Genomic DNA, 24336 nt, shown 5'->3' on the forward strand with positions numbered 1-24336 from the left:
AGAGCTAACCTCATGCCAGTTTTTCCAATACGTGTGCGATCGCCTCATTGGCGTCGCGCTTGCCTGCTGCCAGTGCCGCTTGCGCCATATGCTGGCAAGTATCGCGGCTCAGCGATGCCAGCAGGGTGCTCAGCGACGCCGCACTCATTTCCATCTGCGGCAGATGAATCGCCGCGCCTTGTTTTGCCATCCATTGCGCGTTGTCGCGCTGATGGCTGGTGGTCGACGCCACCAGCGGCACGAGCACGCTGGCCACGCCGGCCGCCGTCAATTCCGACAGGGTGATGGCGCCCGCACGGCAAATCACCAGGTCGGCCTCGGTATACGCCCTGGCCATGTCGTCGATGAAGTCGACCACATTGGCTTGCACGCCCGCCTGCGCATATGCGGCATGCAGGGCGTCGATATTCTTCTTGCCCGACTGGTGCGTCACCAGCGGGCGTTCGCCCTCCGGCATCAGCGCCAGCGCGGCGGGCAGATTGTCGTTCAGCGCTTTCGCGCCCAGGCTGCCGCCTACCACCAGGATGCGCAACGGTCCGCTGCGGCCCGCGAAACGCGTGGCTGGCGGCGCCATGGCGAGGATCTCGGCGCGCACGGGATTGCCGGTGACGACGGCCTTGCCGGCGGCGCTGCCGAAATCGGCGGGAAAGCCGAAGCACACCTGCTGCGCCAGCGGCACCAGGGTCTTGTTCGACAGCAGCAGCGCCGCGTCGGCATTGACCAGCACCAGCGGCACGCCCTTCAGGCGCGCCATCAGGCCGCCCGGCACGGTGACGTAGCCGCCCATGCCCATCACCACGTCCGGCTTGCGGCTGGCGATGAAACGCCGGATGGCAAAAAAGCTGGCCAGCATCTTGAAGCCGCCTTTGACCGTGTGTGCCAGGCCCTTGCCGCGCATGCCGGAGAACGCGATGGCATCCATGGGAATGCCGCTTTTCGGCACCAGTTCCTGCTCCATGCCGTGGGTCGTGCCCAGCCAGCTCACTTCCCAGCCACGCGCGCGCATGGTCTGCGCAATCGCCAGGCCAGGGAAAATATGGCCGCCGGTGCCGGCCGCCATGATCATCAGTCTTTTCGTCGTTTTCAAGTTCGTCACGCTGTTCATAGCCGGCCTCCCCGCATCAGGATCCGGTTTTCATAATCGATGCGCAGCAAAATCGCCAGGCCGATACAGTTAATCAGTACGCCCGTGCCGCCATAACTCATCAAGGGCAAGGTCAGGCCCTTGGTCGGCAGCAGGCCCAGGTTCACGCCCATGTTGATGAAGGTCTGCACGCCGATCCAGATGGCGATGCCTTTCGCCGTCAGGCCGGCAAAGGTCTGGTCGATGGCGATCGCCTGGCGGCCGATGTCAAATGCCCGCTTGATAATCCAATAGAACATCCCGATCACGATCAGCACGCCCACCAGGCCCAGCTCCTCGCCGATCACGGCCAGCAAAAAGTCCGTATGCGCTTCGGGCAGATAATGCAGTTTTTCCACGCTGCCGCCCAGTCCCACGCCAAACAGTTCACCGCGTCCGAAGGCGATCAGCGAGTGCGTCAGCTGGTAAGCCTTGTTCAGCGCATTGTCTTCCTGCCACGGATCGAGATACGCAAAAAACCGCTCGCGGCGGAATTTCGACAAGGCGATGATGGTGACGAAGATCGCCGTCAGCATGGCGCCGATGCCGCCGAACCAGATGGCGTTCACGCCGCCCAAAAACAGGATGCCCATGGCGATGCAGACGATCACGCCGAAGGCGCCGAGATCGGGCTCCATCAGCAGCAGCAAGCCGACGAAGCTGACAGCCAGCGCCATCGGCATGAAGCCCTTGGTCAGCTTGTGCATGTACTCCTGTTTGCGCACCGTGTAATCGGCCGCGTACAGCACCATCACCACCTTCATCAGCTCGGACGGCTGCGGCCGCAGGCCCGGCAGGTTCAGCCAGCGGCGGCCGCCATTGACCGACACGCCCAGGCCCGGTATCAAGACCATCACCAGCAGCACCAGAGTGCCGATGAACAGCCACGGCGCCATCTTTTGCCAGGTGGCGACGGGGATGCGAAATACCAGCGCGCCAACGACGATCGAAATACCGATGAACAGCGCCTGGCGCACGACAAAATAATTGTTCGTGTAGGCGGCGAACTTGCGCGCATCCGACAGCGAGATCGACGCCGAATACACCATCACCATGCCCAGCAACATGAGCAGCAGGACGACCCACACCAGCGGCTTGTCATAGTCCATCATCTTCGACTGCCGCGCGCGGCTATCCAGCGGCTTGGCAGCCGAGCCGGAACCAAAGCTGAAGGGCAGTTGGAAGGCCATCAGATATCCTGTCCGTTTTCCAGGGCGATGTCGCGCACGGCGCCGACAAACACCTGCGCGCGGTGCGCATAGTTCTTGAACATGTCCAGGCTGGCGCACGCAGGCGACAGCAGCACGGCATCGCCGGCCAGCGCCAGGCCGCTGGCGCGCTTGACGGCTTCGGGCAAGGTGGCGCAGTCGATGATGTCCACGCCGGCCGGCTCGAGGGCCGCGCGCAAGGCCGGCGCATCGCGGCCGATCAGCACCACGGCGCGCACATAGCGCGACACGGGTTCGGCCAGCGGCGAGAAATCCTGCCCCTTGCCGTCGCCGCCGGCGATCAGCACCAGGCGCTGCTCCGCGCCGCCGAACGCCTTGCCCAGGCCGAACAAGGCGGCTACCGTCGCGCCCACATTCGTGCCCTTGCTGTCGTCGTAGTACTCGACTTCATTGACGGCCGTGATCAGTTCCACGCGGTGCGGCTCGCCCTGGTATTCGCGCAGGCCATGCAGCAGCGGCGCGAACGGCAAGCCGATGGCGCGGCACAGGGCCAGCGCCGCCAGCGCATTCGAGGCATTGTGCTGGCCGCGGATTTTCAGCGCGTCGGCCGGCATCAGTTTCTTGGCCATCGTCGGCACCGGTTCCGGCGCCGGATCGTTCTTCCTGCGTTTTTTCTCGATCACTTCTTCGCTGGGCACGGCTTGCGCCAGCCAGAAGATGCCCCGTTCATTCACCAGGCCAAAGCTGTCCACTTCCACGGGTTCGCCCGTGCCGAAGGTGATCGTTTCGGTCAGCGGGTCGGCCATGTGCATCACGGCCGCATCGTCGCGGTTCAATATGCGCACGGTCTGCTCGCCGAAGATGCGCGCCTTGTCGGCAGCATAGGCAGCCATGTCGCCATGCCAGTCCAGGTGATCCTGCGACAGATTCAGGACCGTGGCCGCGTCGGCTTGCAGGCTGAACGTCGTGTGCAGCTGGAAGCTGGACAATTCCAGGATCCACGCCTGCGGCAAGGTGCTGGCGACGGGTTCCGCCACTTCAGCTTCCGCATCCACAGGCTGCGGCGCAGGCTCCGCATCGAGCACTTCGCGCAGCACGTCCAGCGCAGCGGGACTGATATTGCCAGCCACGCGCGTGGCCAGGCCCGCGCGTTCGCACAGCAAGCCTACCAGGCTGGTGACGGTCGTCTTGCCATTCGTGCCCGTGATGGCGATGACTTTCGGCGCATAGCCGCGTTCCGCCTTGAGCGCGGCCAGGGCCTGCGCGAACAGTTCGATCTCGCCCCACACGGGGATATTTTTCTCAAGTGCGGCAGGCGCAATCTGCGCCAGTTCGCGGCCCGGCGCCAGGCCAGGGCTGACGGCGACGAAATCGACGCCATCGAGCAATTCGGCCGTGAAGGCGCCGGCGATGAACTGCGCCTGCGGCACGGCGGCCTGCAACGCTGCCAGGCGCTCGGGCGCCTGGCGCGTATCGGCCACGCGCACGCAGGCACCGCTGCGGGCCAGCCACAGGGCCATGGCCAGCCCCGACTCGCCGAGGCCCAGTACCAGTGCGGTTTTAGCGTCGTACATCATCAGCGCAGCTTCAAGGTGGTCAGGCCGAGCAGCACCAGCATCATGGTGATGATCCAGAAACGCACGACAACCTGCGTCTCCTTCCAGCCTTTTTGTTCAAAATGGTGATGCAACGGCGCCATCAGGAAGACGCGGCGGCCCGCGCCATAGCGCTTCTTGGTGTACTTGAACCAGACGACCTGGATGATCACGGACAGCGTTTCGACGACGAAGATGCCGCCCATGATGAACAGGACGATTTCCTGGCGCACGATGACGGCGATGGTGCCCAGTGCGCCGCCCAGTGCCAGCGCGCCCACGTCGCCCATGAACACTTTCGCGGGGTGCGTGTTATACCAGAGGAAGGCCAGGCCGGAACCGGCCAGCGCGCCGCAGAAGATCACCAGTTCGCCGGCGCCCGGGATGTGCGGGATGAACAGGTAGCGCGCATACGTGGCGTTACCCGTCAGGTAGGCGAACAGGCCCAGGGCCGTGCCCACCATCACGGTCGGCATGATGGCCAGGCCGTCAAGGCCATCGGTGAAATTGACGGCGTTGCTGGTGCCGACGATGACGCAATAGGTCAGCGCGATAAAGCCCCATACGCCCAGCGGATAGCTGATGGTCTTGAAGAACGGGACGATCAGGTCGGCCTTCGGCGGCAAGTCCATGGCGAAGCCCGATTGCACCCAGGCGTAGATCAGATTCCATACCTGGCCAGCATTGGGCTCGGAGATGGAGACGGAAAACGCCAGGTAAAACGCGGCGGCGATGCCGATCAGCGACTGCCAGAAGTATTTCTCGCGCGAGCGCATGCCTTCCGGATCCTGGTGTACCACCTTGCGGTAGTCGTCGGCCCAGCCGACTGCGCCAAAGCCCAAGGTGACGATCAGCACGGGCCAGATGAAGCGGTTCGACAGGTCCGCCCACAGCAAGGTGGAAATGCCGATGGCGATGAGGATCAGCACGCCGCCCATGGTGGGGGTGCCGTGTTTTTTCAGGTGCGTTTGCGGGCCGTCCGTACGCACGGCCTGGCCGACCTTCATGCGCGTAAGCATGCGGATCACGGCGGGACCGGCGCACAGGCCGATCAAAATCGCCGTCAGGGTGGCGAAGACGGCGCGGAACGTGATGAAGTTAAAGACCCGCAGTGGGCCAATGTCGTCCTGGAAATAATGAGCGAGCCAGAGCAGCATGATTAGTGAGCTTCCTTGTTATTGTTGTTTGAACCAATCAAATGCTGCACGGCCCGCTCCATCTTCATGAAACGGGAGCCCTTGATCAATACTGTTGCATCCGAACGGCCGGACAAATGCGCATCGAGCGCCGCCAGCAAACCGTCGAACTGTTCGAAATACTCCACGACCGTGCCTGATTCCTGGCTCGCGGCTTCCTGCGCCGGATTCACCAGATGGCGCGCCAGTCCGCCCGTCGCCAGCACGTGTTCGATGCCTTTGGCGGCGGCGTAGGCGCCGATCTCTTCGTGGAACTGCTGCCCCTGCGTGCCGACTTCGCCCATCTCGCCCAGCACCAGGATGCGCGGTGCCGCGGCCTGCGCCAGCACATCGATGGCCGCGCGCGCCGAATCCGGATTGGCGTTATACGTGTCGTCGATGATGGTGGCGCCATTGGCGGCCCGTTTTTTCTGCAGCCGGCCAGTCACGGGAGAAAACGCCTCCAGGCCCTGCTTGATATGTTCTGGCGCGATGCCGGCGCCAATCGCGCATGCCACGGCCGCCAGCGCATTGCGCACATTGTGTTCGCCCGCCGCCTGCAAGCCGACAAAAAACTGACGCAAGCTGCCATCCTGTGCCCGCACGCTGACGAACAGGTCGCTGCCAAAATCCTCGGCCGCGCGGTGCGTGCAACTCACGTCCGCCTCTTTCGACAGGCCGAAGGTGATGACGGCGCGCGCGCCGGCCAATTCGCGCCACACGGGCGTGAATTCATCATCATGCGGGAAGACGGCCACGCCGTCATGCGCCAGGGCCGCCAGCGCGGCGCCGTTCTCGCGCGCCACCGCTTCCACCGTATGCATGAATTCCTGGTGCTCGCGCTGCGCGTTGTTGACCATCGCCAGGGTAGGCGCGGCAATCGCGGCCAGGCGGGCGATTTCTCCCGGATGGTTCATGCCCATCTCGATGACTGCCGCCTTGTGCGCGGCGCTCAGGCGGAACAGCGTCAATGGCACGCCGATTTCATTATTCAGGTTGCCGCGCGTGGCCAAACGGCCTTCTTCGCCAAAGGCCGCCGCCAGGATGGCCGCAATCATTTCCTTGACAGTGGTCTTGCCATTGCTGCCGGTGACGCCGATGACGGGTAAATTGAAGCGACCGCGCCAATGGTTGGCGATGCGGCCCAGCGCAACCAAGGTATCGGCCACCACGATGGCGGGTACCTTGGCGCTGTCCCAGCCTTCGGGCAGGCGCTCGACCACCACGGCGGCGACGCCGCGCGCAGCCACCTGGTCGAGGAAATCGTGGGCATCAAAACTCTCGCCGCGCAGGGCAACGAAGAGCGAGCCGGCCTGGGCGCTGCGGCTGTCGGTGGAGACGCCATCAAAGGATGCGTCACCCGTCAGCTGCGCGCCGTCCAGCGACGGCATCAGTTCGAGCAGGCTTGCGTGCATCAGGCTATCCATCAGTTCGTCCTCATCATCGTCAGGCGCGCGGACAAGGCCAGCTGCGCATGGTCGGCATCGGAGAACGGCAGTTTCTTGCCCTTGATTTCCTGGTATGGCTCATGCCCCTTGCCCGCCAACAGGATCACGTCCGGCTTGGCCGCGTGCTTGATGGCCGACAAAATGGCGCCGGCACGGTCTTCGATGGCTTGCGGCTGCGGACCGTCGGCACGCATGCCGGCGACGATCTGCGCGATGATGGCGTGCGGATCTTCGCTGCGCGGATTGTCGCTGGTGACCAGCACGTGATCGGCCAGCTGCGCGATGGCGCCCATCTGCGGACGCTTGCCCGGATCGCGGTCGCCGCCGCAACCGAACACGCACCACAACTGGCCGCCCCGCTCCTGCGCCACCTGGCGCAAGGCAGCCAGGGTCTTTTCCAGCGCGTCCGGCGTATGCGCGTAATCGATGACGACCATCGGCGCTTCCTGGCCGCCCACCTGCTGCATGCGGCCGGGGGCCGGCTGCAGGGATTCGATGCCGTCGATGGCGGCGCGCAGGCCGGTGCCGTGCGCCAGCAAGGCACCCAGCACGGCCAGCGCGTTGCTGATATTGAAGTGACCTACCAGCTGCGTCTTGACCAGCGCCACGCCCAGCGGACATTCCAGGTGGAAGTCGGTGCCGGCATGGCGGCTGCGGAACTGGCTGGCGCGCAGCATCAGCACGCCAGGCAGATCGGGCAAGCTGGCCGCATCCTGCAAGGTGTAGCCGATGACCGGGTATTCACCGGCCAGCTTGCCGTCCACGTGGCGCGCCAGGCGCAAGCCCATGGCGTCGTCCAGATTGATGACGGCCGTTTTCAGGCCAGGCCAGTCGAACAGTTTGACCTTGGCCGCCTCGTAGGCCGCCATGTCGCCATGGTAGTCGAGGTGGTCGCGCGTCAGATTGGTAAACATGGCGACATCAAAATGCATGCCGGCCGCGCGGTCCTGGTCCAGACCGATCGACGACACTTCGATGGCAACGGCCTTGGCGCCAGCGTCGCGCATGGCGGCCAGTTTGCGCGCCAGCAGCACGGCGTCCGGCGTGGTGTAGCCGGTGACGTCGAATTCGATGGCGCCGCGCGGCTTGCACAAGCCCACGCCCAAGGTGCCGATGACTGACGAAGTTTCGCCCAGGCGCGCCAGGGCTTGCGCCAGCCACAGCGCGCAAGATGTCTTGCCATTCGTGCCCGTCACGCCGGCGCTGAACATGGCGCTGTCGGGCATATCGTAGAAAGCATGCGCCACGGGACCGGCCAGGCGTTTCAGGTCGCTGACCAGCAGGTGCGGCACGGCCCATGCGGCGTTCCACTCGACGGCATCATGCACGATGGCGGCGGCGCCCTGCTCGATGGCGGCGTCGATGAAATGGGTGGCGCCCGCGTAGGCGAAAAACACGTCGCCGCGCTGCACGCGGCGCGAATCGGACGTCAGCTGCCCGGACGGGGCAGCCGCTTTGATCCACAAACTGATATCTTGTATGGTCATGAGTGACTTCACATGGCCTCCGGGCCGGCATTGGCCGGGACCACGATTTCGGTAACGGAGGAATCGGGCGGTACGTTCATCGCGCGCAGCGCGTTGGTCGCAATCGCCGCGAAAGCGGGAGCGGCAACCTGGCCGCCATAGTGGGCGGGGCCAGTCGGTTCATCGATCATCACGGCAATGATGAAGCGCGGCGCCGACATCGGCACCATGCCCACGAACGAGCCGATATATTTGCGCGGCATCGCGTAGCGGCCGTTTTCCACTTTATAGGCGGTACCCGTCTTGCCGCCCACGCGGTAGCCGGCAACCTGGGCGCGCTTGGCCGAGCCGTGCGCGCCGGAGACCACGAGTTCCAGCATGGCGCGCATTTCGGCGGCCGTCTTCGGCTTGATCACTTGCTGGCCCACGGGCAGTTCATTGACCTTCTGGAATGACAGGGGAATCGTGTCGCCATCACGCGCGAACATCATATAAGAGCGCGCCAGCTGGATCAGCGACACGGAAATGCCGTTACCGTAGCTCATGGTGGCCTGCTCCACCGGGCGCCACGATTTATACGGACGCACGCGGCCGGCCACGGCGCCAGGGAAACCCCATTTCGGCTGCTGGCCGAAGCCCACCTTGGTAAACATTTCCCACATTTCCTGCGACGGCATGCCCAGTGCGATTTTCGAGGTGCCGATGTTCGACGACATCTCGATGATTTCCGAGACATTGATCACGCCGTGCGGCTTGGTGTCGGTGATCGTGCGGTCGGCGATGGTATAGCGGCCCGGACCCGTGTCGATCAGGGTGCCCGGCTTGACGCGGCCCGTGTCGAGCGCCAGTGACACCGTGATCGGCTTCAGGGTCGAACCGGGCTCAAAAGTATCGGTCATGACGCGGTTGCGCAGCTGCTGGCCCGTCAGCTTGCGGCGGTCGTTCGGGTCGTAGCTCGGGTAATTGGCCAGGGCCAGCACTTCGCCCGTGTGCACGTCGAGCACCACGGCGCCGCCAGCCTTGGCGTTGAATTTCTCCACAGCTTCCTTCAGCTGCGTGAAGGCGATGTACTGGATTTTACTGTCGACGGACAGGGTCAGGTCCTTGCCGTCATGCGGTTCGTGGATGAAGCCGATGTCTTCGACGATGTGGCCCAGGCGGTCCTTGATCACGCGGCGGCTGCCGGTGGTGCCGACGAGGGTTTTCTGCTGCGCCAGTTCCATGCTTTCCTGGCCCACGTCTTCCACGTTGGTAAAGCCCACCACGTGGGTCATCACTTCGCCCTGTGGATAGAAGCGCTTGTATTCCTTGCGCTCGTCGATGCCGTCGATGCCCAGCTTGGAAATCTTGTCGGCCACGTCCATCTCGACCTGGCGTTTCAGGTAAACGAAGCTGCGGTCCGAATCGAGTTTCTTGCGCAATTCGTTGACATTCATTTCCAGCAGGCCGGCCAGCGCATTGATTTTTTCGGGCGATGCCTGCAGCACGTCGTCGGGAATGGCCCAGATGGCTTTCACGGGGACGGACGAGGCGAGCACCTGGCCATTGCGGTCGGTGATCTTGCCGCGCGTGGCCGGCAATTCCAGGGTGCGCTCATAGCGCGCCTTGCCCTGCTTTTGCAGAAACTGCGTCGATACGCCCTGCAGCCACAGGGCGCGCGCGCCCAGGCCGGCGAAAGCGAAGAACAGCAGGAACAGCACGACGCGCGAACGCCAGACGGGCAGACGCACCGCCAGTACGGGGTTCTTCGAGAATGGCACGCCTTTCGATGCCGCCACCCGGCCGTTGCTATTACCGCCCAACTTCATTATTCGCCCTCCGTCAGGTATTGCGTACGCGCCGCCGTCAGCGGCGTCATGCTCAGGTCGCGCCGCGCGATCGATTCGATGCGTTCATGCTTGCCCAAAGTGGACTGGTCCAGCTGCAGTTGCGCCCAGTCGATGTCGAGCTGGCGCGACAGCGCTTGCGCGCGCTCCAGGTCGATCAGCAAGTGGCGCGACTGATACTGCGCATTCACCAGCGACAGGCCGCAGCACACCAGCAGGGCCGACAGCACGACACACAGCTTGCCAGTCATCGGGCGCCGCCACGAACTGGAATGGGCAAACGCTGCGCCACGCGCATCACGGCCGAACGCGAGCGCGGATTGCCCTCGATCTCGGCATCGGACGGCTTCATCTTCGAAATCAGCTTCATTTCCGGCTGCGGCAAGTCGACCGCGCGGATCGGCAGGCGGCGGTCAGGCTGCTCCACGTTCGCCTTCGAGGCGAAGAAGCGCTTGACCATGCGGTCTTCCAGCGAGTGAAAACTGATCACGGCCATGCGCGCGCCGGGTGCCAGGCAGGCATACGCCTGGCTCAGACCGATCTCGAGATCCTCGAGCTCTTTGTTAATGAAAATGCGTATGGCCTGAAAGGTGCGGGTAGCGGGGTCCTTACCCTTCTCGCGGGTCTTGACGGCGCCTGCCACGATGCCGGCAAGCTGTCGTGTGCTTGAAATTGGCTGGACTGCCCGGCCAGCAACAATCGCCTTTGCAATCTGAAAAGCAAACCGTTCTTCCCCATAATCGCGTATCACTTTCTCTAAATTCTGCTCGGTTTCCACCGCCAGCCATTCGGCCGCGGAGATGCCGCGCGTGGTATCCATGCGCATGTCCAGCGGTCCGTCGTTGCGGAAGCTGAAACCGCGCGCCGCGTCGTCGACTTGCGGCGACGAGATGCCCAGGTCAAGCAGGATGCCATCGACCTGCTGCACGCCGCGTTCGGCCAGGCTGGCCGTCATGGTGGCAAAACTGTCGTGGACGATTTCAAAGCGGGGGTCGCCGATCTGTTCGGCCGTGGCGATGGCTTGCAAATCCTTGTCGAAGCCGATCAGGCGCGCGTCGGGCGCCAGGCGCGACAAGATCAATCGGCTATGGCCGCCGCGGCCAAACGTGCCATCGACATAAATGCCGTGCGCGCGGTCGCCCGACAAGTCGAGCGCATCGACCGCTTCATCGAGCAGCACCGTGCGATGCTGAAATTCCGGCACCGTGAGTTGTGTCATTACGGAGCCTTAGAAAGAAAAATTGGAAAGTACATCGGGGGTGCCGGCATCGATCGCCTGCTGTTCTTTGTCGGCCAACTTGGCGGCATCCCATATTTCAAAGTGGCTGCCCATGCCGATCATCATGACTTCGCGCGCCAGTCCGACGGCGTTGCGCAATTCGGGCGAGATCAGCACGCGGCCGGCCGAGTCCAGCTCGACGTCGACGGCGTTGCCGAGGAAGATGCGCTGCCAGGCGCGCGCCGACATGGGCCAGGCGGCGATTTGCTGGCGGTGGCTTTCCCACACGGGACGGGGAAAAAACAGCAGGCAGCCATCGGGGTGTTTGGTGAGTGTCAAGCGGCCTTCGCATTGAATCGCCAGCGCGTCACGGTGCTTGGCAGGGATAGACATCCTGCCTTTGGCATCGAGATTGATTGCGGACGCGCCTTGAAACACGGAAGACCTTTTTGAGCTTGGGTTGCGACGCTTGCGCATCGCGATGAAAAGGGAAAATTTCCCACAAAAACACACTTTTTCACACAGTTGCCCACTTTAGAGGAAGCAAAGATAGTGGTCAAGCGGTTTCCGATTGGCAAAACAGGAATTTTATTAATGAAATTAAGGACTTAGCGCATATCGTTGAAGGAGTCTGAAATAAAAATATATCGATAAATTAGATACTTATGAAAGATAGTGAATGTGCTACCTCATCTGCACACATGTGTTTTCCTACCGTAAACATCGAAAAAAACGAAATCAAAAAATTGAATTTTTTACAGTTAGTTGACACATGACAATAGTTTCGTCATCCGGACACAACAGCAATCAAGCATCGGAAAAGACTTGGTTTAGAGCAAAAGAAAATCATCCTTGGCGCGTATCGCCCCTGTTTTCCGGGCTTGGCCTGTCGCAGGAAAACTATTTTTGCAACGCAGCAATTAATTGTAACTAGGAAACTTTAACCAATTGTTCATTTTTAGTTGTCTATACAACTTTATCGTGGATGCTGTATTTTTAGAAACAAAAAAAGCCCCGTTGCGGGGGCTTTTTGGACGGCGCACAGCATGAAAAACGCTGCGGGCGATACGCTCCCTGGCAAGCCAGGAAACAGGAATTCAAGTGAAGCAGGCCGGTAGGCCGGATTTTGTTACGGCGCCTTCCCTTGCAGGTTGGCGCTATGACAGTCATTCCTCTAGGCGCCAGATTACTCGGGCGCTCAAGCTTTCTACCCGCACGCTCCGCGAGCAGCATCATCGCGTGCCTATTTGAAATTGCACCAGGTGGAGGTTACCGCGTTTCACCGTAACTTAATACGCTCGTCTCTGTGGCCCTATTCCTCGCCTTATACCTTGCGGCTTTCGACGGACGGCCGTTAACCGTCACCCCGCTCTATGGAGTCCGGACCTTCCTCCCGCCAGCGCATTGCTGCGCCGGCCAGCGACTGTCTGGCCTGCTTCACCCGCCATTGTACCGCGCCGCAGCATGTTTCTGCAAAAAGGCCTGTGCACGCGCGACACCGCTCGCCGGGCCCCTCGTCGGGTCCCGGCCCGGGGGATTGTGTAATTCGGTGTCGCCATTTCAAAAGCCGGGCCAAATCGGCTCACATAGAATGAGGCAAGCTGCTTGCATGCAGGCGCATGCGCACCGCTTGCCCCATTTCTTTGCCACCCACTAGAATATAAAGAGCCGAACATGACGCAACAACCCCGTACCGGCGGCCAGATCCTGGTCGATGCCCTGCAGATCCACGGTGTCGACACCGCCTTTGGCGTGCCTGGCGAAAGCTACCTCGACGTGCTTGACGCCCTGCACGATTCGGGCATCCGCTTCATCATCAACCGCCAGGAAGGCGGCGCCGCCTTCATGGCCGAAGCCTACGGCAAGCTGACGGGCAAGCCGGGCATCTGCTTCGTCACGCGGGGACCGGGCGCCACCAACGCCTCGATCGGCGTGCACACGGCCTACCAGGATTCCACGCCGATGATCCTGTTCATCGGCCAGGTGGGCAATGATTTCATCGACCGCGAAGCATTCCAGGAAATCGACTACCGCCGCATGTACGGCCAGATGGCCAAGTGGGTGGCGCAGATCGACCGCGCCGAGCGCATTCCCGAATACCTGGCGCGCGCCTTCCAGGTCGCCACCAGCGGGCGTCCCGGCCCCGTCGTGCTGGCCCTGCCGGAAGACATGCTCATTGCGCTGGCCACGGTGGCCGACACGCGCGCCTACCAGCCCGTGCAGGCGGCGCCATCGGACGCCCAGCTGCAGCAGTTGCGCGGCATGCTGGCGACCGCGAAACAGCCGCTGGTCTTGCTGGGCGGCACCACCTGGACGCCACAAGCGTGCGCCGACCTGCAGCAGTTCGCTGAAGCCAACCACCTGCCCGTCGCCTGCGCCTTCCGTTTCCAGGACTTGCTCGACAATGCCCACCCGAACTACATCGGCGACGTCGGCATCGGCATCAACCCGAAACTGGCCGCGCGCGTGAAAAACGCCGACCTGGTCATCGCCATCGGCCCGCGCCTGGGCGAAATGACGACAGGCGGTTACACCCTGTTCGACTCGCCCGTGCCGCGCCAACGCCTGGTGCACATCCATACGGATGCCGAGGAACTGGGCAGCGTTTACCAGGCCGAGCTGATGATCAACAGCGGCATGCCGCAAGTCTGCGCCATGCTGGCCGCCATGGCGCCCGTCGATGCATCCGCCTGGCAGCATACGCCAGCAGAAGCCAAGGCTGAGCTGGCCGCCTACCAGGAGCGCCCGCCCATCTTCCAGGATGGCCAGGCGCCGCTGGACCTGTGGCAAGTCACGCAAGAAATCATGGCGCAGGCCCCCGCTGACACCATCCTGACGAACGGCGCCGGCAATTACGCCTCGTGGGCGCACCGCTTCTATCGCTACGGCGGCATGCGCACCCAGCTGGCACCAACGAATGGCGCCATGGGCTACGGCGTGCCGTCCGGCGTGGCGGCGAAGATCGTGCACCCGGAGCGCACCGTGATCACGTTCGCCGGCGATGGCGAATACATGATGAATGGCCAGGAGCTGGCCACGGCCGTGCAATACCAGGCGGGCGTGGTCATCATCGTCTTCAATAACCAGATGTTCGGCACCATCCGCATGCACCAGGAGCGCGACTACCCGGGCCGCGTGTCGGGCACGACCCTGCACAATCCGGATTTTGCGGCGTTGGCGCAAGCGTATGGCGCGCATGGCGAAGTGGTGAATACGACAGAAGAGTTCGCCCCTGCCCTGCAACGGGCGCTGGCGCACGCCAAGGCCAACAACTTGCCGGCCTTGATCGAACTGCGCTACGACGGCAACCTGATCACGCCGAACGCGACGCTAGCCACCATCCGCGCCACGGCGGAAAAGGCGCAGGCCGCCAAATAAGCCTCCCGCAAGGCGAGAAATAACAAAGGCCCGGTCGATACCGGGCCTTTTTCTTTTTAACCGCAGCAATCGCTCAGGCTGTGGGCACGGGCGCGCTTTCCTCGGCAGGCACTGCCTCGGCGGGCACTGCCTCGGCGGGCACTGCCTCGGCGGGCGCTTGCGGCACCGGCGGGCATGGCGTGCAATGCTTCAGGGGACGGCCGAAATCGCGCACGCGGCTCAGTTTCATCGGCATGCGCACGTTGCCGCCGCAGTAATCGCCTTCCAGGGTCAGGGTCTGGCCATCTTTGGAAAACTTGCCGACGATGGTGCGCTCTTCGCTGTCGGCGCCGGCGATGGTGAAATCGAAGGCGCCCGTGGCGGCGTCCAGGTTGACGTCGTTGGCCACGATGGGCCAGCTCAGGGCGCCGGCAGTGAATTCATAGATGACGGAATCGGCTTCGGCAAAGCGGTGCAGCGTCACGCGCTGGCCGCCGATTTCGCCGCTATCCTTTTGCAGGCACAGGTCGGAGTAGACGGCCACGCCGTAGCGCTCCAGTCCGGCCGGCTTCTTGCCCTTGACGGCAGCGACAGCGGCGCCCGTGGCGCCAGCAAGCAGCAGCGCGGCCAGCAAGGCGGCCAGGCGCGGCGAGGTGAATGAATACATGGCATTCCTTTACTTGAGTAACGGCGTCATTATAACTGGCGCCGCACATGCAAAAACGCGCTGCCAGGCCGAAGCCAGACAGCGCGTTTCCTTGCTTATCAGCATCCCCGAAGGGATGCTGGCAGCGGTACTAAGCTTCGCTTTCGCGAATATTAGAACGAGTGACGAACGCCAACGTTGAAGGCTTTGTCGCCCGTACCAACATTGCTGTTGTTACCAACGGTGTAGCCTGCGCCGTTTTTGTTCTTGATCTTGGCGTACGAAGCGTAGGTGCTCGTGCGCTTCGACAGAGCGTAGGAGTAACCCAGTGCCCATTGATCAGCGTCAGCGTTAGCGATGCCTTTGTCGTTCGTGCGGATGAACGAAGCCATTACGGTGCCAGCTGGGCCAACAGGTACGGTTGCGCCGACCAGGATGTTGTTGCTGTCGGTGCTGAAGCCAGCCGAAGTGTAGTTAAACGCGTTAACGTTGCCGTTGTTGCGGATGGCGCTGTTTTGGCCTTTGTTCACGCCGTAAGCGACGTAAGCTTTTGCAACTGCGAAATCGTAGTTAACAGCAGCCAGGTAGTTACGGCCGCTACCGGTTTCGGTCAGCGCGGTGTCGTTAGCGGTGTTGTTGTAAGCGATACGAGCGTTCAAAGGACCGTTCGAGTAGCCAGCCGACGCGCCGATTTTGCGGCCGATTTTGTTCGACTCAGCGTTTTCGCCGAAGGTGTAAGCCACGTCAGCGTCAAAGCCGTTGAAGTTTGGCGAGGTGTACAGCACGGTGTTGCTGGTGCGGGTGTTCGCTGGGAACAAGTTTTTAGCGGAACCAGCGTAGCCAGCTGCGAATGGATCAGCAACTTTCGACAGGGTGTTGTACCAAGGGGTGTATTGACGACCCAGGGTCAAGGTACCGGTCGTTTTGCTGCTCAGACCAACGTAAGCTTGACGATTGAACAAGGTACCTGCAACGTCTTGTTGACCGTTGTCAACGCCGAAGCCCGATTCCAGAACGAACAGAGCCGACAGGCCGCTGCCCAGATCTTCGGTGCCTTTGAAGCCGATACGGGAAGCCGAAGCAATGCCGCTGTCCAGTTTGTTAACGTTGCCGTTAACACCGCCGCGCTCGCTGACGAAACCAGCGTCAACGGTACCGTAGATAACAACGCTCGATTGAGCTTGGGCTACGCCAGTGGCTGCTGCCAGAACTGCCAGGGTGATCAGAGTTTTTTTCATTGCGATTTCCTTTAATTTTTGAAGCAAAAAGTAATACAGCCTATGCATCTCGAGCTGCGCTCTAACAGAGCGCTTTTTATGAGTGAGGGCAAGGTCTCCACCTGCCACATTGCTGTTCCGGTCAGGGGAACAATTCACATCGGTATCGGCACGCTATTGCACCGATAAGCTTGAAGGCTGCAGAGCGACCGTATTTTCATGCGCCGGTTCGGTGCTCAAAGGGCACCGGAAGCGGCACTATAACGACCGTTTCACATTCCATCAAGTTCCAACATGTTACTTCCGGTACCAGGCCGAGTGCTTTTTCAGGCATCCCGGCCATCGCCAACCGTACTACGCGACAGAGCCAGTGCCCCTTGCCAACCAATGCATTGGCCTGATTGACCATTCCATCATAGCGCATGCCTTGTCGACACCCGTTGTATTAGTGCAACAGTATCAGGCGCGTGATTAAAACATCAACATGCTTTACCCATCATTTACCCTTCATGACTTACGCGACAAAGCGCACAATTTGTCAGGCGATAATGGATAAACGGAACGAAGCATACACGGCATCGCCAATGTTTGCTGCCGGATGCCCAAAAACGGGAAATATCACGCTCTGTTTTGGTGCGTTGCCGCATTATTCAGGGGCGTAGACGCCATTTTTGACGTCGGCGCGCGTGTCAGGAAAATAGGCAGAGTATCAACACAATTACTGACTTTCCGGTAATTTAAATTGCTCACATAGAAATGTTTTCCATGTTTTGCGGCTAACTCTTCAGCCACCCGCCTAGAACCGATGAGGACGACTCTTGCTTGCAAATTGCGCATCAGTTGAAACAAATTCTTACAATGTTGCCTTCTCAATATTTCGACATATTTGTGTTTAAAAAACGACACATTGACCGAAATCAAGTTTTCGCTTCCCCCATTCCACACAATTTACTTTTTCTTTTTCGCATTTTTTGCTTATAAGCATCAAAAATCAGCCTTAACGCTGGCTTGCGCGGCGGAGCATGCGCATGAAAGGGCCCAGCACCGGCAGTTTTTCATACAATTCTTCCGCCGCATCCCAATAATCGCGGTGCAATACCACCCGTCCCTGCGCATCGAAACGCACATGTGTGGCGCCACGAATACATTGTTCGCCAGATACCAGGCGTTTCATGCGAAAGCGAAACTCCCACGTCAGGAACGCTTGCTGCCCCTGCCCCAGGCTTTCCAGCACGATAAACCGTGGCGCATCGACTTGCACGAACATGTGCTCAAAGATGGCCAGGATGGCGGCATGCCCCACCACCTCATTGAACGGGTCCTTGAAATGGGCGCCTGGCGCATACACGGCGCCCAGCTGGGCCAGGCCTTCCAGGCTCAGGTGTTCGTAAAACGCCACCAGGCGCGCCAGCGCCTCTTCCATGCATTCCGTGTCCAGCATGCTTGTGTTCATACACCCGTCACCTTCCGGATCAGCCAAAAATAGGCGCGGTAGGGCAACAGCCGCGCCAGGCGCATGACATTGGTAAAGCGCTTGGGAAAGTGGATGTGGAACTGGCCCCGTTCGATGCCGTCGAGCATGGCGGCGGCCGCGTCACGCGCCGTCATCAGGGCCGGCATGGTGAAATCGTTGTCCGCCGTCAAGGGCGTGGCGACAAAGCCGGGATTGATCTGGTACACGCCGATGCCGCGCGGATGCAGGTCCAGGTACAGCGACTCCGTCAGGTTAATCAGCGCCGCCTTGCTGGCGCCGTACGCGAGCGCCTTGGGCAAGCCGCCATAACCGGCCACCGAAGCGACGATGCCGATGCCGCCACTGCCCTGGCGCAATAGCCACGGCAAGGCCTGCTCCAGGCAATTGAAGACGCCGCCCACATTCAGGGCCAGCAAGCCCTGGGCCGCCTCGAGGTCGAAGCTATCGGCGCGCATAGCCTGATAGCCGCCGGCGACCACCAGTATCAGGTCGATATGCGTCCACTGCTGCTGCAATTCTACGAAGACGGCCCGCAGCTGCGCGTGCTGGGTGATATCGAGCGGCAATGCCTGCGCCAGCGCCTGTCCCTCGCACAGCCGCTCAAGGCTGGCGCGATGGCGGGCTGACAAGGCCACGCTGGCGCCCTGCTCCAGCAACAAGGTGGCGCACGCGGCACCGATGCCGCTGGAAGCGCCGATGATCCATACGCGCTTGCCGGCCCAGCTGGTAACCTTGCGATTCATGGGGCCGCCTGCGGACGCTTGCTGAACGATAAAGTGACGGCGCCCAGGCTGAAGCCGAACTTGCTCATGGCGGCGCGATTCAGCATGACCTTGTCATCCATCAGGAACATCCAGTCCTCGAAGTCGACGTGGTAGACCGTGCCATCGACGGGCAACGCCATCACGTATTGCCAGCGCAGCGCATTGCCGGCCACTTCGCCGATGGCTTCCCCGATCACGTCGGGCGCCGTGCCGATGAAGCGCCCGGGCGCCGTCTTGCGCAAGGTCCACACGCGCCGTTGGCGGCTGCCGTCCGAATACGTGAAGTCTTCATCCAGGGTGCCCGTCTCGCCCACCCAGCTGGCCCGCATCACCACGGTGAAGCGCTTGACCACCTTGCCGGAGCGGTCCTGGAAGATGCCGTGGGCATCGAGCGTGCCATTGAAATACTGTTGCAGATCCAGTATGGGCAATTCCTGCGCATACGTGGCCGGCGTGGGCGGCGTGGAGCAGGCGGCCAGCGCCAGCATCAGGACCGCCAGCGGCAAACGGTGTTTGCAATAACTCATGAAGCGCATGCGCGATTCTCCAGGTGGTCACTATATATATGTTGCAAGGGTGCACGCCACAACAGTAACGCCGCCAGCAGTTTCAAGGCGCAGGGAAGCAAGGCGTAGGCGGCAGCCAAGGCCGGCAAGCCTTTGCTGCTGCCCGGCACATAGCCGAGCCAGGCCAGCAGGGGCAAGGCGATACCGGCCGCCAACGCCAGGCTCATCTGGACGCCCCAGTTCCACCAGCCGAAATACGCCGCTTCGTGCCGCCCGGCATGGCCGGCCGCGCCGATCAGCCCTGCCAGCAGGGCCGGCGGCAAGGCCAGGTCGGCGCCCAGCGCCAGGCCCGACAGCAGACAGATGGCGGCAAAGCCCCAGGCGGCGCCCGCGCCCAGGCCATACGCCCAGACAAACACGGTTGCGGCCAGCAGCATGGCACCACACCAGGCACGGGCTTCGCCAAAGCGTCGCGCCAGGGCCACCCACACGGGCATCGAGGCGGCCGCCGCGCAAAAGTAGACGATCAGGAACGGCCCTGCGTAATGGCCCAGGCGCAAGTAGTCAGTGGCAAAGAACAGGAACAGGGTGGCGGGAATGGCGGCCGCCACGCCATTGACGAGCAAGACGGCAAACAGCCAGCGAAAGGCGCGCTGGCGAAACGGCAGGCGCCAGGCGCCAGCGGGCAGCGCCTGCGGGCCTTGGCGCAACACCGGACGCGGCGCGCGCGCCAGCAGCAGCGCACCCGCCGCCAGCAGGCAGACGGCGAAGGCCAGCGACAAGCCGTCATAGCCGAGCACGGAAGTGAGCCCCGCTGCCAGGATCACGCCGAGCAAGCCGCAGCCTTCGCGCACGGCCGTCACCCGCGCCCGCTGCGCGCGCAGCTGGCTCAGGGCCGCGCCCCAGCTCTGGTGCGCGATGCCGGCCAGGCCATAGGCGGCATACACGAGCAGCAAGGCGGCCAGAAACCAAGCCAGGGTGGCAGCTTCCCGCATGGCCGGCGGATGGAACAGGGCAGCAAAGCCCAGCAGCAGCAAGGGCAGCGAGGCGCCAACATATATTGCATAGCTGCGCCCGCCACGTGCCATCCAGACACCGAGGGCAGGATCGATGAAGGCGGCGGCGATGCGTGCCGCCAGCAGCACGGCACCGATTTGCGCCAGGTCAAGACTGCTGCGCTGCGCATAAAACGGCGCCACATATATATAGATGGGCAGCGCCAGCATGGCCAGCGGCAGGCCGAACAGGCCATAACTGAACAAGGCAGGCAAGGTCAAGGCGCTGGCCCCGGCGTTCATGGCAGCGGCGCCGCACTCTGCAGCAAGGCCGCGCGCAGCTTCGGTGCCGTGGTCGACGGCGAGAGCCAGATGGCAAAGAAGGCGCGCGCGAAGTCGCCATCCGTCACGTCGGCCAGCACCTTGCCATCGAGATAAAAACGCACACCGGGCGCGATGCCCGCCCGATAGGCGCCCGCGATGCGCTGGTCTTCCTTGACGTCAGGAAAGATGCGCTGCATGGTGGCCAGCCAGGCCAGGCGCTGCTCCGGCGTACCCGCGCCGATTTTCTGCATCTGTTCGTAGCTGGCTTCGGCGATTTTCTTGCCGTCGAGCGCGCGCGCGTAGCGCAGTTCCAGTACAAACGGCGCCGATTCGGATGCCGTACCCTGGTAGCCTTGCGGTCCCACCCAAAGTTGCGCGCGGTAAATACGCATGCCGAACCACGTGTATTCGCCCTCGCCCGCCAGGCGGGCCTCGGGTACGTCGGCAACGATAAAGGCTGGCGGCGCGGCAGCGGCGCCCAACATGGTCAATGACAGCACAACAGTGGCAAGCAGGCGGCGCATGGTCAGTCCTTGATCAGGGTAAATTGCATCACATCCGTGTTGTGCTCCTGGAAGGCGGCCTCGCAATACGCGAGGTAAAACTCCCAGGTGAGCAGGAAACGGCCATCGAAACCCTGCTTTTCCAGCGCCGCGCGCTGGGCCAGGAAGCTGGCGCGCCACTGGCGCAAGGTTTCCGCGTAATCGAGGCCAAAGCTGAAGGCGTCTTCCACGCGCAAGCCCTGCGCCTCGGCGGCGCGGCGAAACCCGGCCGGCGAAGGCAGCATGCCGCCCGGGAAAATGTACTGTTGAATGAAATCCGTGCTCTTGCTGTAGCGCTCGAACAGTTCGTCGGCGATGACGATGGTCTGGATGCAGGCGCGTCCGCCCGGCTTCAGGTTGCGCGCCACACACTCGAAATAGCCGGGCCAGTAGCTTTGTCCCACGGCTTCGAACATCTCGATCGAGGCGATGGCGTCGTACTGGCCATGGCTGTCGCGGTAATCGCACAGCTGCAGGTCGGCCTGCCCTGCCAGCCCCGCATCGTGCAGGCGCTGGCGCGCATAGGCGAGCTGTTCGGTCGACAAGGTCAGGCCCGTCACGTGGGCGCCGTAGCTGCGCGCCGCCGTTTCCGCAAAGCCGCCCCAGCCGCAGCCGATTTCCAGCACGCGCTGGCCCGGCTGCAGTTGCAACTGGTCCGCGATGCGCCGGTATTTGGCACCTTGCGCCTGCTCCAGGCTGGCGCCTTCGGAAAACAGCGCGCTCGAATACGTCATCGACGGGTCCAGCCACAGCTGATAAAAGGCGTTGCCGATGTCGTAATGGGCGTGGATATTCTTCTTGCTGCCGGCACGCGAATTGCGGTGCAGCAGATGGCGCACCTTATAGATCAGGTTGCCCCACCAGTTGCCGTAGATCAGGGATTCGATGTGCGCACGGTTGCGTATCATCAATTCGATCAAGCCCGGCAAATTATCCGTGCGCCAGTCCCCCGCGATAAACGTTTCGGCAAAGCCGATGTCGCCCGAGCGCAGGACGGCCGCGCACAGGCGCCAGTTGTGCAAGTCCAGGGTGACGGGCTGGCTGCCATCGCCGTACAGCAAGATGCTGCCATCAGGCGTGCGCAGGCGCAAAGCGCCATATTGCAATTTTTCCAGCAAGCGCACAATCATGCGCCCGGCAGCGGGCATGTCACGATGGTCATGCACATGCACGGGAGTGGAACTGCTGCGCGCATGCAGGCCGGTCGGCAGGGAATCGGAGCTCATCGGGACACCTTTTCTTGTGGAGGGTGGGGTTTGCTGAAAAACGGCACGCGGCGCAGCCACAGGCGCAATGCCTGCCAATGGATGCGCGCCATCACGCCAAAGGTCATCAGGGGGTAGCGCAGCAAGGCCCAGGCGATGGCGCCATCGCGCAGCGGCTGCGCCGTGCCGGACAAGCTCGTCCGCAGCAGCGGGCCGTCGAGGTCGTCGTAATCGACCCTGGCCAGGTGGCGCTCGCCGCCCTGAGCCTGATTGCGCAGGAAACGGAAGCGGTACTGGCCTTCCACCTTGCAAAACGGCGACACGTGGAAAATTTTCTTGGCGACCAGTTCGCTGCCAAAGGCAATCGCGCCGCCCTGCTCGAGCAAGTACAAATGGCGCTCGCCAAAGGTATTGCGCACATCGCAGAGCACGGCCCGCAGCGCGCCGTCAAGCCCGTGGCAAAACCAGAAACTGACGGGATTGAAGACATAGCCGAACATGCGCGGCATCGTTTGCAGCCAGATTTCGCCGCCCGCGTCGACCACGCCATGCTGGCGCAGCAAGCCGTCGATCCAGTCCAGCAGCGGCGTCGTGCCATCGCCATGGTCGCTGTCGCGGAAGGACAGCACATTGGCGCCGTTGCGCGAAATCAAACGGGCAGCAAAATCGTGCGCGCCCAGGCTGCGCAAGGGCAAACGCAAATAAAACATGCCGTAAGCAAAGGCATGCGCGCGCGGACGCAGCCGCGCATGGCGCACCCGTCCCAGGCACAGCTGGGGCTGCGGCCGGAGCGGCTGCGTGGGATCACGCGGCATGGCCAAGCTCCGCCGACGCCAGGCCATTGAGTGCTTCGGCCACGGCCAGGCCCGACTTCAAGCCGTCTTCATGGAAGCCGTAGCCAGTCCAGGCGCCCGCGAACCACGTGTGCTGCGCGCCCTGGAAGCTGGCCAGGCGCGCCTGGGCCGCAATGGCCGCGCCATCGAACACGGGATGGGCATACGAAAACTCGTCGATGATGGTCGCCGGATCGGGCTCGTCGAGCGGATTGAGCGAAACGATGACAGGCGTGGTGAAGGGCAAAGGCTGCAACTGGTTCAGTAAATAATGCACGCACACTTGCGGCGCATCCCCGTGCGCGGCCGGCCGGCCCTGGTAATTCCAGGCCGACCAGGCACGGCGGCGCTGCGGCAGGCAGGACGCATCCGTATGCAGTACCGCGCGGTTGGGCTGGTAGCGCACGGCTTCGAGCACGGAGCGCTCGTCGTCGCGGATGTCTCCCAGCAGGGCCAGCGACTGGTCGCTATGGCAAGCGAGCACGACGTGGTCGACGTGGTCGACGCCGGCGGCCGTCTGCAGTTCCACCATGCGGGCGCCACCGTGCTGCTGGCGGCGCACGGCCAGCACGGGGCAAGCCAGGCGCTGCTGTGGGATGCCTGCCAGCAATTTTTCCACGTACACGCGCGAGCCGCCCCGCACCGTGCGCCATTGCGGCCGGTCGCTCACTTGCAGCAAGCCATGGTTGTGGCAGAAACGGATGAAGGTGGCCAAGGGAAAGGCCAGCATCTGGCGCGCCGGACACGACCAGATGCAGGCGGCCATCGGCAACAGATACCAGTGGCGGAACTCGTCGCCATAGCCGTGCAGGTCGAGAAACTCGCCCAGCGACACGGCCGGCGCCGGCAAGGCGGCCGTGGCCAGGGCGCTGGCCTGGCGGTTGAAGCGCAGAATGTCGCGCAACATGCGCAGAAAGGCGGGGCGCAGCAGATTGCTGCGCTGGGCAAACACGGTGTCCAGATTGGCGCCAGCCCATTCCAGCACGCGGACGTCCGGCGCAGCGCCCAGCGGCATCTTCACGGAAAACGACATATCGCTGTCGGCCGCCTCGACGCCCAGTTCCTGGAACAGTTGCACCAGGTGCGGATACGTGGCGTGGTTAAACACGAGAAAACCCGTGTCGACGCCATGCGTGATGCCATCGAGCGTGACATCCACCGTATGGCTGTGGCCGCCAAAATAGTCGCCCGCCTCGTACAAGGTGACGTCCCGGCCCGATTGCGCCAGGCGATAAGCACACGACAAACCTGCGATTCCTGCTCCGACGACGGCAATTTTCATGAGTACACCTGCATTAAGTTTGTCCTGGACAAAATCAGCTTCATGGATAATCGATGAAATATTGATTCATGTCAATGAGTGTGCGAGCCGCTCCAAAACTCATACGCCCGCGATTTCCAATCGGATTCAGCTATTTGGTATGGGGCGGCGGAAGGCGTAAAATGCATGCC

21 protein-coding genes and 1 other RNA gene are annotated in these 24336 nt (G+C 62.4%); 1 reads left to right on the forward strand and 21 read right to left on the reverse strand.

All coding sequences use genetic code 11. The annotated features are described in order from the left end of the window. Positions 1-10 precede the first annotated feature (10 nt). From murG to rnpB, 11 genes are all read right to left on the reverse strand, one after another. On the reverse strand, positions 11-1105 hold the full coding sequence (murG, locus tag CSQ91_RS25635; RefSeq protein WP_099389999.1) for an undecaprenyldiphospho-muramoylpentapeptide beta-N-acetylglucosaminyltransferase: 1095 nt from the start codon (positions 1103-1105) through the stop codon (positions 11-13). Then, complete coding sequence (ftsW, locus tag CSQ91_RS25640) at positions 1102-2313, reverse strand: putative lipid II flippase FtsW (RefSeq protein ID WP_034784970.1); 1212 nt, start codon at positions 2311-2313, stop codon at positions 1102-1104. Before ftsW ends, murG begins: the two co-directional genes overlap by 4 nt. Further along, the gene (gene murD, locus CSQ91_RS25645) at positions 2313-3869 is read right to left on the reverse strand and encodes a UDP-N-acetylmuramoyl-L-alanine--D-glutamate ligase (protein ID WP_099390000.1); all 1557 of its coding nucleotides are present in this window, start codon (positions 3867-3869) and stop codon (positions 2313-2315) included. The genes ftsW and murD overlap by 1 nt, the downstream gene beginning before the upstream one ends. Then, positions 3869-5044 (reverse strand): phospho-N-acetylmuramoyl-pentapeptide-transferase, encoded by a 1176-nt coding sequence (mraY, locus tag CSQ91_RS25650; protein ID WP_034784967.1) that lies wholly within the window; start codon positions 5042-5044, stop codon positions 3869-3871. Before mraY ends, murD begins: the two co-directional genes overlap by 1 nt. Before the next feature lie 2 nt (positions 5045-5046). Continuing rightward, entirely contained in the window at positions 5047-6477 is a 1431-nt protein-coding gene (locus CSQ91_RS25655) for a UDP-N-acetylmuramoyl-tripeptide--D-alanyl-D-alanine ligase (protein WP_099390080.1), read from the reverse strand. Between the two features lie 11 nt (positions 6478-6488). Further along, the gene (locus CSQ91_RS25660; RefSeq protein ID WP_099390001.1) at positions 6489-7997 is read right to left on the reverse strand and encodes a UDP-N-acetylmuramoyl-L-alanyl-D-glutamate--2,6-diaminopimelate ligase; all 1509 of its coding nucleotides are present in this window, start codon (positions 7995-7997) and stop codon (positions 6489-6491) included. An 8-nt stretch (positions 7998-8005) separates the two neighbouring features. Next, positions 8006-9784, reverse strand: a complete 1779-nt coding sequence (locus CSQ91_RS25665) for a peptidoglycan D,D-transpeptidase FtsI family protein (protein WP_034748891.1) — start codon at positions 9782-9784, stop codon at positions 8006-8008. Further along, entirely contained in the window at positions 9784-10053 is a 270-nt protein-coding gene (gene ftsL, locus CSQ91_RS25670; RefSeq protein ID WP_034748894.1) for a cell division protein FtsL, read from the reverse strand. The genes CSQ91_RS25665 and ftsL overlap by 1 nt, the downstream gene beginning before the upstream one ends. Further along, positions 10050-11021 carry a 16S rRNA (cytosine(1402)-N(4))-methyltransferase RsmH gene (gene rsmH, locus CSQ91_RS25675; protein ID WP_070258850.1) on the reverse strand — a complete coding sequence of 324 codons (972 nt, stop codon included), beginning with the start codon at positions 11019-11021 and terminating at the stop codon, positions 10050-10052. Before rsmH ends, ftsL begins: the two co-directional genes overlap by 4 nt. Before the next feature lie 9 nt (positions 11022-11030). Next, positions 11031-11459, reverse strand: coding sequence for a division/cell wall cluster transcriptional repressor MraZ (gene mraZ / locus CSQ91_RS25680; RefSeq protein WP_034748899.1), 429 nt, complete (start codon positions 11457-11459; stop codon positions 11031-11033). Positions 11460-12120: 661 nt separating this feature from the next. Beyond that, an RNA gene (gene rnpB, locus CSQ91_RS25685) (RNase P RNA component class A) lies at positions 12121-12460 on the reverse strand. A gap of 235 nt (positions 12461-12695) precedes the next feature. Here rnpB and CSQ91_RS25690 point away from each other — a divergent pair. After that, complete coding sequence (locus CSQ91_RS25690) at positions 12696-14399, forward strand: thiamine pyrophosphate-binding protein (RefSeq protein WP_099390002.1); 1704 nt, start codon at positions 12696-12698, stop codon at positions 14397-14399. A 73-nt stretch (positions 14400-14472) separates the two neighbouring features. Here the strand turns inward: CSQ91_RS25690 and CSQ91_RS25695 are convergent, their stop codons facing one another. The 10 genes from CSQ91_RS25695 to CSQ91_RS25740 all read right to left on the reverse strand — a co-directional run bounded on the left by CSQ91_RS25695 (position 14473) and on the right by CSQ91_RS25740 (position 24166). Continuing rightward, positions 14473-15045 carry a hypothetical protein gene (locus CSQ91_RS25695; protein ID WP_180278519.1) on the reverse strand — a complete coding sequence of 191 codons (573 nt, stop codon included), beginning with the start codon at positions 15043-15045 and terminating at the stop codon, positions 14473-14475. A 152-nt stretch (positions 15046-15197) separates the two neighbouring features. After that, entirely contained in the window at positions 15198-16262 is a 1065-nt protein-coding gene (locus CSQ91_RS25700) for a porin (RefSeq protein ID WP_070278150.1), read from the reverse strand. Between the two features lie 976 nt (positions 16263-17238). Further along, on the reverse strand, positions 17239-17694 hold the full coding sequence (locus tag CSQ91_RS25705; protein ID WP_099390003.1) for a nuclear transport factor 2 family protein: 456 nt from the start codon (positions 17692-17694) through the stop codon (positions 17239-17241). After that, positions 17691-18458, reverse strand: a complete 768-nt coding sequence (locus tag CSQ91_RS25710; RefSeq protein WP_099390004.1) for an SDR family NAD(P)-dependent oxidoreductase — start codon at positions 18456-18458, stop codon at positions 17691-17693. Before CSQ91_RS25710 ends, CSQ91_RS25705 begins: the two co-directional genes overlap by 4 nt. Further along, positions 18455-19006, reverse strand: a complete 552-nt coding sequence (locus CSQ91_RS25715) for a DUF3833 domain-containing protein (protein ID WP_099390081.1) — start codon at positions 19004-19006, stop codon at positions 18455-18457. Before CSQ91_RS25715 ends, CSQ91_RS25710 begins: the two co-directional genes overlap by 4 nt. Next, a complete protein-coding gene (locus CSQ91_RS25720; protein ID WP_092612953.1) occupies positions 19003-20283 on the reverse strand; it encodes an MFS transporter in 1281 nt (426 codons plus the stop codon). Before CSQ91_RS25720 ends, CSQ91_RS25715 begins: the two co-directional genes overlap by 4 nt. Further along, positions 20280-20828: a chalcone isomerase family protein gene (locus CSQ91_RS25725; protein ID WP_099390005.1), complete on the reverse strand. Its 549-nt coding sequence runs from the start codon at positions 20826-20828 to the stop codon at positions 20280-20282. Before CSQ91_RS25725 ends, CSQ91_RS25720 begins: the two co-directional genes overlap by 4 nt. A 2-nt stretch (positions 20829-20830) precedes the next feature. Further along, positions 20831-22072 carry a class I SAM-dependent methyltransferase gene (locus CSQ91_RS25730; protein WP_373630563.1) on the reverse strand — a complete coding sequence of 414 codons (1242 nt, stop codon included), beginning with the start codon at positions 22070-22072 and terminating at the stop codon, positions 20831-20833. Next, positions 22069-22866: a DUF1365 domain-containing protein gene (locus tag CSQ91_RS25735; RefSeq protein ID WP_099390083.1), complete on the reverse strand. Its 798-nt coding sequence runs from the start codon at positions 22864-22866 to the stop codon at positions 22069-22071. Before CSQ91_RS25735 ends, CSQ91_RS25730 begins: the two co-directional genes overlap by 4 nt. Continuing rightward, on the reverse strand, positions 22856-24166 hold the full coding sequence (locus CSQ91_RS25740; protein WP_099390006.1) for an NAD(P)/FAD-dependent oxidoreductase: 1311 nt from the start codon (positions 24164-24166) through the stop codon (positions 22856-22858). Before CSQ91_RS25740 ends, CSQ91_RS25735 begins: the two co-directional genes overlap by 11 nt. Positions 24167-24336 lie beyond the last annotated feature (170 nt).

It is taken from the genome of Janthinobacterium sp. BJB301 (assembly GCF_002735685.1).
Lineage (GTDB): Bacteria > Pseudomonadota > Gammaproteobacteria > Burkholderiales > Burkholderiaceae_D > Janthinobacterium > Janthinobacterium lividum.